The sequence below is a fragment of the Streptomyces sp. NPDC048483 genome (assembly GCF_040651455.1).
In the GTDB taxonomy this organism is placed as follows: Bacteria; Actinomycetota; Actinomycetes; order Streptomycetales; family Streptomycetaceae; genus Streptomyces.
In genome coordinates, this window is record NZ_JBEZJZ010000107.1 from 17,798 (window position 1) to 29,277 (window position 11,480).

The 11,480-nt window shown below is 71.4% G+C and carries 10 protein-coding genes; 9 read left to right on the forward strand and 1 reads right to left on the reverse strand.

Features of this window, described 5'->3' with window-relative positions:
* The first annotated feature begins 122 nt into the window (after window positions 1-122).
* From AB0D04_RS34915 to AB0D04_RS34945, 7 genes are all read left to right on the forward strand, one after another.
* Window positions 123-1,331: a 4-hydroxybenzoate 3-monooxygenase gene (locus AB0D04_RS34915; RefSeq protein ID WP_362711409.1), complete on the forward strand. Its 1,209-nt coding sequence runs from the start codon at window positions 123-125 to the stop codon at window positions 1,329-1,331.
* 63 nt (window positions 1,332-1,394) lie between these two features.
* Complete coding sequence (locus AB0D04_RS34920) at window positions 1,395-2,423, forward strand: zinc-dependent alcohol dehydrogenase family protein (RefSeq protein ID WP_362711410.1); 1,029 nt, start codon at window positions 1,395-1,397, stop codon at window positions 2,421-2,423.
* Window positions 2,424-2,609: 186 nt separating this feature from the next.
* Complete coding sequence (locus tag AB0D04_RS34925; protein WP_362711419.1) at window positions 2,610-3,008, forward strand: hypothetical protein; 399 nt, start codon at window positions 2,610-2,612, stop codon at window positions 3,006-3,008.
* Window positions 3,009-3,184: 176 nt separating this feature from the next.
* Window positions 3,185-5,605 carry a SpoIIE family protein phosphatase gene (locus AB0D04_RS34930; RefSeq protein ID WP_362711417.1) on the forward strand — a complete coding sequence of 807 codons (2,421 nt, stop codon included), beginning with the start codon at window positions 3,185-3,187 and terminating at the stop codon, window positions 5,603-5,605.
* 1 nt (window position 5,606) lies between these two features.
* Window positions 5,607-6,722, forward strand: coding sequence for a substrate-binding domain-containing protein (locus AB0D04_RS34935; RefSeq protein WP_362711411.1), 1,116 nt, complete (start codon window positions 5,607-5,609; stop codon window positions 6,720-6,722).
* Window positions 6,723-6,733: 11 nt separating this feature from the next.
* The gene (locus AB0D04_RS34940; RefSeq protein ID WP_362711412.1) at window positions 6,734-7,513 is read left to right on the forward strand and encodes an ATP-binding cassette domain-containing protein; all 780 of its coding nucleotides are present in this window, start codon (window positions 6,734-6,736) and stop codon (window positions 7,511-7,513) included.
* 125 nt (window positions 7,514-7,638) lie between these two features.
* Window positions 7,639-8,817: a sugar ABC transporter permease gene (locus AB0D04_RS34945; RefSeq protein ID WP_362711418.1), complete on the forward strand. Its 1,179-nt coding sequence runs from the start codon at window positions 7,639-7,641 to the stop codon at window positions 8,815-8,817.
* On the opposite strand, the gene AB0D04_RS34950 is transcribed toward AB0D04_RS34945, so the two are convergent.
* Window positions 8,768-10,168 carry a PQQ-binding-like beta-propeller repeat protein gene (locus tag AB0D04_RS34950; protein WP_362711413.1) on the reverse strand — a complete coding sequence of 467 codons (1,401 nt, stop codon included), beginning with the start codon at window positions 10,166-10,168 and terminating at the stop codon, window positions 8,768-8,770. The genes AB0D04_RS34945 and AB0D04_RS34950 overlap by 50 nt on opposite strands.
* A 148-nt stretch (window positions 10,169-10,316) precedes the next feature.
* Here AB0D04_RS34950 and AB0D04_RS34955 point away from each other — a divergent pair, with 148 nt between their 5' ends.
* Both AB0D04_RS34955 and AB0D04_RS34960 read left to right on the forward strand, forming a co-directional pair.
* Entirely contained in the window at window positions 10,317-10,901 is a 585-nt protein-coding gene (locus tag AB0D04_RS34955) for a hypothetical protein (protein ID WP_362711414.1), read from the forward strand.
* 58 nt (window positions 10,902-10,959) lie between these two features.
* Window positions 10,960-11,391 carry an Asp23/Gls24 family envelope stress response protein gene (locus AB0D04_RS34960; RefSeq protein ID WP_362711415.1) on the forward strand — a complete coding sequence of 144 codons (432 nt, stop codon included), beginning with the start codon at window positions 10,960-10,962 and terminating at the stop codon, window positions 11,389-11,391.
* Window positions 11,392-11,480: the final 89 nt, after the last annotated feature.

An 11,480-nucleotide genomic window follows, 5' to 3' on the forward strand; every position in this document is an offset into this window, starting at 1 on the left:
CGGCATGCCGCCTTCGGATCCGGAGGTGCTGGTGGGGCGCTCGTGGGGTGCCGGAGCGGCCGTCCGCACGGGCCGCCATACTGCTCACGATCACCGTCCCCGCCTCGAAGGGAACCCTCGACGTGTCGTCTCCCTCCCCCGCCCTGACCCGCACGTCCGTCGTCATCGTGGGTGCTGGTCCGGCCGGGCTCACCGTGGCCAATCTGCTCCGTGGCGCGGGCGTCGGCTGCGTGGTACTGGAGGCGGAGAGCAGGGAGTTCATCGAGCGGCGGCCGCGCGCCGGGTTCATGGAGGAGTGGGCGGTGCGCGCGCTGGCCCGGCACGGGCTTGCCGACCGGCTGCTCGAACGGGCCGAGACACAGGCGGAGTTCGAGTTCCGGTTCGGCGGGGAGCGGCATGTACTCCGTACCGCGGAGCTGTCGGGCAGCCGGCATTTCGTCTACCCGCAGCCGCTGCTGGTCACCGATCTCGTCGCGGCCTACGCGGACGCGTCGGGCGGCGATGTGCGGTTCGGCGTACGGGATGTCCGGCTGCACGAGGTGGACGGCGATCGGCCCGCGGTGACCTACGCCGATCCGGTCACCGGCGTGCGGCACCTCGTCGAGTGCGATTTCGTCGCGGGCTGCGACGGCGCGCGCGGGGTGAGCCGGGCGGCGATACCCGACGGCCGGACGGTCCTGACGCGGTACGACCACGGTGTTTCCTGGCTGGCGCTGCTCGCCGAGGCGCCGCCGTCCGCGGACGGGGTGGTCTTCGGCATCCACGAGAGCGGGCTCGGTGCCCATATGGCGCGTAGCCCCGAGATCACCCGTTACTACCTCCAGGTCGCGCCCGGCGAACAGGCCGGCAACTGGTCGCACGCGCGCGTCTGGGACGCACTGCACACCCGGCTCGCCGCCGCCGGTGCCCGGCCGCTGACCGAGGGACCGCTGGCCGAGAAGGTGGTCCTGGACATGCACAACTACGTGGTGGAGCCCATGGCGTACGGCCGCCTCTACCTGGCGGGCGACTCGGCGCATCTCGTCGCGCCGATCGCCGCGAAGGGCCTGAATCTCGCGATCAACGATGCGCTGCTGCTCGCCGATGCGCTGCTCGCCCACTACAAGAAGGGGGACGACCGCGGCCTTGCGGGCTATTCGGCGGCGTGCCTGCGGCGCGTGTGGCAGTACCTGGAGTTTTCGCAGTGGCTGTCGGAGGTGCTGCACGGCGCCTCGTCCGGCGACCGGTTCCGGGCGGGTACGGCCGCGGCCCGGCTGCGGCGGCTACTGGGGTCACAGTCCGCGGCGAAGGCGTTCGCCGGGCTGTACATCGGCGAGGAAGCGGACATGTGAGGCGGCCGGGCCTTGGCCCGGGCGCGGATTGCCCGGCGCATCGGCAGGCGCCACGCTGGAGGCATGGCATCCGGTTCCGGTCCGGACGTGGTGTCCGGGTGGGTGGTCGAGCGGCCCGGCCCGATGGGGTCGGGTCCGTTGGCGGCGGTGCGCCGGGACGTGCCCGAGCCGGGGCCCGGTGAGCTGTTGCTGAGGGTGGAGGCGTGCGGTGTGTGCCGTACGGATCTGCATCTGGCCGAAGGGGATCTGGCGCCGCACCGGCCGTCGACCGTGCCGGGGCACGAGATCGTCGGGCGGGTGGTCGCGGCCGGCGCGGAGGTGACCCGGTTCCGGGCCGGTGACCGGGTCGGCGGGGCCTGGCTCCGCGGGACCTGCGGCAGCTGCCGGTACTGCCGGGCCGGGCGGGAGAACCTCTGCCCGGCGTCCCGCTACACCGGCTGGGACGCCGACGGCGGGTTCGCCGATGCGGCCCTCGTCCCTGCGGACTACGCCTATCCTCTCCCCGCTGACCGGAGCGCCGTGCAGCTGGCGCCGCTGCTGTGTGCCGGGATCATCGGCTTCCGGGCGCTGCGCCGCAGTGCGCTGCCGGCCGGCGGCAGGCTCGGGATCTACGGTTTCGGTGCCTCGGCGCATCTGGCCGCGCAGGTCGCGCTGGCCGAGGGCGCCACCGTTCATGTTCTGACGCGGTCCGCGCAGGCGCGTGAACTGGCCCTGGAGTTGGGGGCCGCCTCCGCCGGCGACGCCTACGACTGGCCGCCCGAACCGCTGGACTCGGCGATTCTCTTCGCTCCGGTCGGCGACCTGGTGCCGGTGGCGCTGGCGGCGCTGGACCGGTCGGGGACCCTCGCCATCGCCGGTATCCACCTCACCGACGTCCCCGCGCTCAACTACCGGCGCCATCTCTTCCACGAGCGGAATCTGCGCAGCGTGACCTCCAATACGCGGCAGGACGGCCGCGAGTTCCTGGAGACGGCGGCGCGGATCGGGATCCGGGTCACGGTCAGCCCGTACCCACTCGGCCGTGCTCCGGAGGCACTGGCGGATCTGGCGGCCGACCGGGTCCACGGGGCCGCCGTACTGGTGCCCGACTGATGATCCGGCCTTCCGTTCCGCTGTCTTGACATCCTCCCCTCCTGAAGGAGGGGGATTCCTGGCTCACTTCGCCTGAGACCTAGCAGGTGGCAGGGCTTACAAGATCAGCACCAGCCGGGTGGAGACCAGCCCGGACGTGGGGGCACCTCCCAGCGGTAGCTGGGGGACATCACGCGGGCGGAGTTCTTGTCCCTGGGGGACACCGCTGCGCACGCGGTGCACGTATACGTTCTCTCGGAAAGGGGCAATGCGGAGCCGCCGTTCCGGGGGCTGCCGGTGCCGGTGCTGGAGACGTCCGCGGGCCCCGTGCCGGCCTGGTCCCGGCTGCTCGCCTCGGCCGGCGGCACCGTACAGCTGCCGCTGCTGCACGCCCCGGCAGGCCGGGCCGCGGCGCCGGTCGGGGGCGACGGTACGGAGAGCGTGCGGCGGATCGCCCCCGACCAGCAGCACAAGCGGGAGCTGGTCCGTACCCGGCTGGAGAGCCGGCGCGAGATCGACCTCACCCGGCTGCGGTCGCGGACGTATCAGGGCTTCCTCGACCTCGGCACGCTGCTGGCGGAGGATTTCCCCGGACACGCTCCGTAGCCCGCCCCGCGGTCCCGACTAGCTGCTCTCTCCCCGGATGCCGCACCATGGAGGAGGGGCAGAATAGGCGAAATGTCCGATGAGGCGGGGCCGGGGTGTCCGCCCCGGCCCCGAGGGCGGATACGGCGACCGTGGCTTACGACGACGGCTTCCCGCGTACGGAGGCGGTGCAAGCAGTGACCGCGCGGGTCCTTGGGTCTTCCGGGGCCGAACTGACCGCCGTCTATGTGCCGGCCGAAGGGGACGGCGATCTTCAGCTGGCCGAGACGGTCGGAGGCTCCGGCGTCCCCTACGGACTGCCGACGCGCTGCGCGCTGTCCGGCGACACCCCCGTCGCCACGGCGTTCCGTACGGGGCAGCCGGTGTGGCTGGGGCCGGGCGAGTTCGCCGCCCAGGCTTCTGTGGGTGTGCTGCCGCTGGGCGGCGATGCCCAGCGGCTGGGCTGCCTGGTGGTCGTCGACAAGGGCACGGACGTCTTCGGTGCGGACCGGCGCACCCTGCTGGAGCTGCACGCCGACCAGGTGGCGGCGGGGCTGGAGGCGGTGGCGGCGCGGACCGTCGGGCGGGCCGGGGGCCCGGTGGGGCGGCGGCCGGAGGGGCGGGCGCTGCTGGGGCCGGGGCTGGACACGCTCCGGGGCGGCGCGTTCACCTTGGGGCTGAGCACCGGACGGATGGATGCGGACGCGCAGGTGCTGGAGCTGTTCGGCATCGCGCCGCAGGAGTTCGACGGACAGGTGGAGACGCTGCTGGCGCGTACCGCTCCGGACGATGTGCCGGCGCTGATGGGGATCGTGGAGCCGGGCCGGCTGCCCACCACGGCCCAGCAGCTGTCGTTCCGTATCCGCCGGCCGAACGGCGAGCTGCGCTGGCTGAGCCTGCGCTGCCGGGTGCTGGTGGGCTCCGACGGGGCGCCGGACCGCATGCTGGGCGTGGTCGCCGACGCCGCGTATCTGCGGCCCAGTGCCGACGAGGTCGCCGTTGTGCAGCGGCTGTCCGCGGCGCTGGCCGGGGCGACGACGATCCGGGAGGTGAGCCGGGTGGTGGTCGCGACCCTGCGGGTGCCGCTGGCCGCCGCCCGGCTGGCGGTCGCCGAGCTGGAGGCGGACCGGTTCGTGGTCACCGTCCTCGATCCTCCGGAGCCCGATGCCTGGCCCACTGAGTGGCGCTCGGAGTGGCGGTCCGAATGGCCCGATGCCTCCTGCCACCAGCTGCCCACTCTGGAAGCCGTGCTCCGGGCCGGCCATGTGGCCCTGTGGCCCCCGGGAGCCGCCCTCGAACCCGGCCTGGCGGGCGTCGGCCCCGGCGGTCTCGCCGTACTGCCGCTCCCCGCGGACGGCCGGATGGTGGGAGTGTGCCTGGTCGGCTGGGACGAGGAGCACCGGTTCGGGCCGGAGGAGCGCTCCCTGCTGACGGCGACCGCCGGTCTGGCGGGGCAGGCCCTCGTACGGGCACATGCGCTGGACGCCCGGCACGAGCTGACCACGATGCTCCAGCGCAGCCTGCTGCCCCGCAAGCTGCCGAAGCTGGCCGGCGGAGTGGCCGCCGCCCGCTATCTGCCGGCCACCGTGGGGCTCGACGTGGGCGGCGACTGGTACGACGTCATTCCGCTGTCCGACGGTCATGTGGCGCTCGTCATCGGCGATGTGCAGGGGCACAGCGCCGGAGCCGCGACGATCATGGGTCAGATGCGCACGGCCATCAGGGCGTACGCGGTCGAGGGCCACCCGCCCGATGTGGTGGTCTCCCACACCAACCGGCTGCTCGTCGGTATGGAGACGGATCTCTTCGCCACCTGCTGCTATGTCGATCTGGACATGGAGGAGGGCATCGCCTGGTTCGTCCGTGCCGGGCATCTGCCGCCGCTGCTGCGGTACCCCGACGGCAGCACCGAGGAGATGTCCGTCGAGGGCGGGCCGCCGCTGGGGGTGATCGCGGACGGCGAGTTCCCGCTGACCGAGGTCGGACTGGCCCCGGGCACCGTGGTGGCGCTGCTCACCGACGGCCTGGCCGAGTCGGCGAACCTCCCGCTCCAGGAGGGGCTGCGGAAGCTGCGCGAGGTGCTCGGCGCGGCGGACCCGACCGATCCCGGGCGGGTGGCCGAGGAGCTGCTGGGCAGCGCGAAGCGGCGCGACGACGATGTGGCGGTGCTGGTGCTGCGCTACGACGGGATGCGGGTGCGCCCGACGCGGGTCCGCTGGACGGTGTGGCGGCTGCCGGACGCCGTGATGCACGCCCGCCGCTTCACCGCGCGCACGCTGCGCTCCTGGGACGTGACGCAGGAGATGGATGTGGCCCTGCTGGTGGTGTCCGAGCTGGTCACCAATGCCATTGCGCATACGCAGGGCGAGGTGGGGCTGGATCTGACGCTGACCGCGGACCGGCTGCGGATCGCGGTGAACGATGCCTCGCCGCGGACGCCGGCCAAGCCGGCGAGCGTGGACTGGGAGTCGACCGGCGGCCGCGGGCTGCTGCTCGTCGAGGCGATGTCGGCGGCCTGGGGCTCGGTGCCGCTCAGCGGCGGCAAGCAGGTGTGGAGCGAGATCGCCCTGTCGCCGCGCGAGCGGCTGGAGCGACGTGGCGCGGAGGAGGGACGCTGAGGTGACTGCTCTGCCGCACAAGGCCGCCGTCGTCCTGGCCGGTCTGTGCCTGGCCGTCGGCGCGGCCGCCTGCGGGAACGCCCGTGAGGTGGGCGGGTCCGGCGGACCTCCGTCCGGCGGGCAGGCATCCGGCGGGCGCCTGACGATCGGCCTGCTGCTCCCCGACTACACCTCCCGCATGCAGCAATTCGACAAGCCCCTGATCGAGAAGAGAATTCATCAGCTGTGCCCCGCCTGCCGGGTGGAATTCGCCAGCGCGCAGCACGATGTGGCGACGCAGCAGCAGCAGGTGGACGCAATGATCACCAAGCGGGTCAAGGTGATGATCCTGGACGCCGTCGACTCCAAATCGCTGCGCTACTCGGTCGAGAACGCCCGCCGGGCGGGTATCCAGATCGTCGCCTACGACCGCCTCGCGGAGGGGCCGGTCTCGGGTTATGTGTCGTTCGACGGCGACCGGGTCGGCCGGCTCCAGGGTGAGGCGCTGCTGAAGGCGATGGGCGCCAAGGCGCGCGGCGGCCAGATCGTGATGATGAACGGCGGCGGGACGGACCCCAATTCCGCCTGGTTCCAGAAGGGCGCGCTGGCCGTCCTCCAGGGCAAGGTGAAGATCGGCAAGGCCTACGAGACCGCCAACTGGCGGCCGGAGAACGCCAACATCAATATGTCCGGCGCCATCGCGGCCCTCGGCCCGGACCGTATCGACGGCGTCCTCTCCGCCAATGACGGCCTCGCCTCCGGCGTCATCGCCGCGATGAAGGCCGCCAGGATGGCGCCGCTGCCGCCGGTGACCGGGCAGGACGCCGAACTCGCCGCCGTACAGCGGATCGTCAACGGCGACCAGTACATGACCGTCTACAAGCCCTTCGGGCCCGAGGCCGCCGCAGCCGCCGAAATGGCCGTCGCGCTGGGCCGGGGCAAGCCGCTCGACCACATCGCCACCCACAAGATCAACAGCCCTACGACACGCGGCATCCCGACCGTGCTGCTCACCCCGGTCGCGGTGACCGTCCACAACATCAAGGACACCCTCGTCAAGGACGGCATGTACACGATCGGCCAGATCTGCACCCCCAAGTACGCGGCCGCCTGCACCAAGGCGGGACTGACCAGATGAGGCGGGTACCCATGACCGCACCGCCACTGCTCTCCCTGCGCGGGATCTTCAAACGGTTCGGCGCGGTGCGGGCGCTTCAGGACGTCGAGCTGGAGATCCACCCCGGGCAGGTGGTCGCGCTGGTGGGCGACAACGGTGCGGGCAAGTCCACGCTGGTCAGGGTGATCGCCGGCGTCGACCCGGCCGATGCCGGCGTCATCGCGTGGGAGGGCCGTACGGTCCAGATCACCCGCCCGCACGACGCCCGGAACATGGGGATCGCGACCGTTTACCAGGACCTCGCGCTGTGCGACAACCTCGATGTCGTCGGCAATCTCTTCCTCGGCCGCGAGATCCGCCGGGCCTGCGTCCTGGACGAGGTGGAGATGGAGCGCGTCACCCTGGAGCTGCTCGACACCCTCGCCATCCGGATGCCCGATGTGCGCCGCCCCGTCGCCTCCCTCTCCGGCGGCCAGCGGCAGACCGTGGCGATCTCCCGCTCGCTGCTGGGCAATCCCCGGCTGGTCCTCCTGGACGAGCCCACCGCGTCGCTGGGCATCGAGCAGACCGCCCAGGTCCTCGACCTGGTCGAGCAGCTCCGCGAACGCGGCCTCGGGGTGCTCCTGGTCAGCCACAACATGGGCGACGTCAAGGCCGTCGCGGACTGGGTCGCCGTGCTGCGGCTGGGCCGCAACAACGGGTTCTTCGATGTGTCGAGCACCTCCCACGAACAGATCATCTCCTCCATCACCGGGGCCACCGACAACGCCGTCACGCGCCGCAAGACACACGGGTGGGAGCTGGAGCTGTGAGCCGGACCTGGCCGCTCAGAAAGCACAAGCCGGAGGGCACGGGAGGCCGCGGCGCGCAGGGTCATGTCGCGGGGCCGCCGTCGCCCACCGCCGACCGCCGCCGGGGCGGGCCGCCCGAGCACGGTGTGCAGGGGGCCTTCGCGTCGTTCGCCCGGCGGTTCCGCAGCGGCGAACTCGGCTCGGTCCCCGTCATTCTCGGCCTCGTCATCGTGTGGATCATCTTCGAGACCCTCAACAAGAACTTTCTCTCGCCGCGCAATCTGTCCAATCTCAGCGTGGACATCGTCGGCACCGGGCTGATCGCGATCGGCATCGTCTTTGTGCTGCTGCTCGGCGAGATCGATCTCTCGGTCGGCTCGGTGAGCGGCCTCGCGGCGGCCGCGTTCGCGGTGCTGAACGTGAACGAGGGGATGAGCGAAGGGCTCGCCGTACTGGTGGCGGTGCTGGCGGGGACGGCCGTCGGCGCCGTACAGGGATTCTTCTTCGCCAAGGTGGGTGTGCCCGCGTTCGTGGTCACCCTCGCGGGCCTGCTGGGCTGGAACGGCCTGATGCTCTACGTCCTGGGCACCAGCGGCACCATCAACATCGACGACAAGGGCCTGGTCGCCATGCTGACCGGCCACTACTTCACCAATGTCGCCGCCGCGTACGGCCTGGCGGCGCTCGGCACCGCCGGGTACTTCCTCGCCTCGTACCGGGACACCAGGCGCCGCCGGGCCGCCGGCGTACCGACCCGCCCACTGCGCGAAACCGTCCTGCGTACGGCCGTCCTCGCGGCGATCGCGCTCGCCGCCGCCTATGTCCTCAACCAGTTCCAGGGCCTGCCGCTCGCCCTCCTGATCTTCCTTGGCTTCCTCGTGGGCCTCGACTACGTCCTGCGCCGAACGCCCTACGGACGGATGATCTTCGCCCTGGGCGGCAGCGTCGAGGCCGCCCGCCGGACCGGCCTCAATGTCGGCCTGGTGCGGATCTCGGTCTTTATGATCTCCGGCACGATGGCCGCGATCGGTGGCCTGTTCCTGGCCTCCCGCGTCACCTCGGCCAGCCAGTCCTCGGGCTCGGGCAACCTCCTGATGGACGCCATCGCCGCGGCGGTCATCGGCGGCACCAGCATGTTCGGCGGCCGCGGCAGGACCTGGTCGGCCCTCCTCGGTGTGCTGGTCATCCAGTCGATCGCCTCCGGCGTGGCCCTCATGGGCATCCAGACCGCCGTCCAGTTCATGATCACCGGCGGGGTGCTGCTGATCGCCGTGGTCATCGACTCGCTGTCGCGCCGCGCGCAGAAGGCCCACGGCCGGGTGTGAGCCGGGCAGCCGTCCAACGGGCGAGGCCGACGGCGCGTACGCCCGTCTCATTGGGGCAGTAGAGCACCCCGTCGGCGACGACGGGGGCCATGGCCCCCTCCTCCCCCGCGCTCACCCGCCACAGCGCGCGGCCGGTGCGGGTGTCATAGGCGTACCAGCCGTCGAGGTAACCGACGACCAGGTGGTTCCCCGGCGCCGCCAGCGCCGAGAGGGCCGCCTCTGGGCGGTCCGCGCGCCAACGAGGCCGCCCGTGGCGCGCGTCGTACGCCTGGACAATGGTCCGCGCGTCGGGCCACCTCTCGTCATCGTCCCAGACCAGATACACCGCACCGGCATCGGCGGCCGACACGGCGCCGTCGTTCAGCATGGTCATCCTGGTCGAGGAGTCCGGGGCGACGGTCCACCGCACCTTTCCGGTCGCGGCATCGAGCGCATGCAGCCGCCCCTCGGCGTCCTCGCCGCGGCCGGGCGCGTCGATGTAGACGGTGCCGCCCTGCACGACCGCCGAGGAGGGGTACGCGGCGGGGGTCTGCCACCGTACGGCGCCGGTGCGCGGGTCGTAGGCGACCAGCTCCGAGCCCGGGCCGCCATCGCCGTTGCCCCCGTCCCCGTACAGGAGGTCCTTGCCGAAGGCGTCCACCGTGCGCTCTTCCAAGTCCTTGCCGGGCCGGGCCGACCAGCGCAGCTCCCCGGTACGCGGGTCGAGCGCGCCGATCCCCCGGTCCGGGAGCTGCAGATAGGCCAGGCCGTCCCGTACGTCGAGGAGCGTGCCCTCCCGCTGCCATACGAGACCGCCGTCGGCCGTATCCAGCGCGTAAAGCACCGACGGGGCCGGGTCCGGGTCGTCCTCGCCTGAGGACGGCAGGATGCTCACCAGCACGCGGGAGCCGGCCACCTTGGGGGCCGTTGGTCCCGCGTTACGCATCCGCCCGTGGGGGCGGGCCCGCCAGCGGTGCGCGCCGTCCGAGGTACGCAGCGCGTGCACGGCCCCGTCGTCGCCGGCGACGTACACGGTGCCGGCCGACACCGCCATCTCCACGGGCCTGCTGTCGGACAGCGCGACGTGCCATTTCTTCCGTCCGGTGGCGGCATCGATCGCATACAGCCCCGCACTGTCCTCCGTAGCGAGATAGACCACGCCGCCGGCCACCACGATCGACTCCTGTCCGGTGCCGCCCGCTTCCTCGTCCGTCAAGGAAAAGGTCCATCGCGGCTCGCGCACCGGTGGCGGGTCCTCATGGGTACGTTCGTGCTTGTACCACAGCGCAGCACCGACGGCGAGCGCCACCCCTGCACCCAATTGGAGCATCCCCCGGCGGCCGATCTCCACTTCGTTCCCCGATATCCGCATCCCGACAGGCTAAGGGCTGTCCCGTAATCCCTGGCGGACCGGGCCGGACGGGGAGATCCGGTTGCGGTTGCGGATACCGCCCGGGGCGAGAAACATGAAGGGGATTGTGCGCCAGTTCACCCACCCTTCTCGAAGGGACGGCAACTTCATGGCCACGGAGTACGGACAGCAATGGAGTTTCGCCGCCGAATTCGGCGGTCTCGGCACTGCGCTGCTCGAGGCCCTGCGCGCCATGGGTGCCCTGGACGACACGGACGAGTACGCCGACGAGAGATATCAGCAAGTCCTCGGCCGGCTCCGCGGATACCCGGCCGAGGAGGTCACGGCATTGCTGCGCCGCGGCTGGGAGAGCTTGCCGGAGTTCGCCTATCTCGACCGGTGGGGCCTCGTCCAATTGCTCACCGATCTCCGTCTGACGACCGCTACGGACGTATTCGAGACCATTTTGACGACCCCCATCCCGCCGGAGCGCACCCCCGCATACACGCACCGCCCTTCCACCGTCGGCGAAGAAATCACGATAAGAACCACCGCCGTCGACGGGCTGGCGGAATTGGCCGCGCAGGATGATCCCAGCGCCGTCGAATTGCTCATAAGGCATGTGACGGATACTCACCGCAGCATTCAGGTGGCGTGTGTGATGGCGCTACGGGATCTCGGCGAGGACGCCGGAGTCGATGTCTCGAGCCTGGTGCCGGAAAAGGACCAGAAGTTGCTCCATATGCGCCGTTAGGTAGCGTGAAGAGGGGGAACCAAGTCTTGCTCCCGTAGGAGCAAAGGGGTGATGCGCCATGACCGACATCAAGGAGCCACCGACCGGCCGGCGGGCGGTCGCGCCCCGGGCGCGCGGGAGGACAACCATTGCGGACGGGGTGGTCGCGAAGATCGCCTACCTGGCCGCCGAGGAGGTGCCCGGTGTGTATGCGCTGGGCAGCGGTATCTCCCGGTCCGTCGGGGCGCTGCGCAAGCGCGTCCCAGGAGGGCCGGCCACGACCATCCATGGCGTGAAGGTCGAGGTCGGAGAGAAACAGGCGGCGGTCGACCTCGATCTGATCGTCGAGTACGGCGAGATCATTCCCGATGTGGCCGATGCCGTAAGGGAAAGCGTGATTGCCGCGGTCGAGCGGATGACCGGGTTCGAGGTCGTGGAAGTGAACACCGCGGTGAGCGATGTGAAGCTGCCCGAGGAGGAGGAAGAGGCCCCGCCGGAACGGGTCGCCTAGAAGACCGGTGAAGATCTTGTTGGGGGGCTGGTCGGCCGTAGGCCGGGCAGCCCCTTGTGGTTATGCGCCGGCCGGGGCGAGTGTCCAGG

Excerpts from the sequence above, each read along its gene's own strand:
- AB0D04_RS34920 (WP_362711410.1), top strand. The coding sequence starts at position 1,395 with ATGGCATCCGGTTCCGGTCCGGACGTGGTGTCCGGGTGGGTGGTCGAG.
- AB0D04_RS34940 (WP_362711412.1), top strand. The coding sequence starts at position 6,734 with ATGACCGCACCGCCACTGCTCTCCCTGCGCGGGATCTTCAAACGGTTC.
- AB0D04_RS34950 (WP_362711413.1), bottom strand. The coding sequence starts at position 10,168 with ATGCGGATATCGGGGAACGAAGTGGAGATCGGCCGCCGGGGGATGCTC.
- AB0D04_RS34955 (WP_362711414.1), top strand. The coding sequence starts at position 10,317 with ATGGCCACGGAGTACGGACAGCAATGGAGTTTCGCCGCCGAATTCGGC.
- AB0D04_RS34960 (WP_362711415.1), top strand. The coding sequence starts at position 10,960 with ATGACCGACATCAAGGAGCCACCGACCGGCCGGCGGGCGGTCGCGCCC.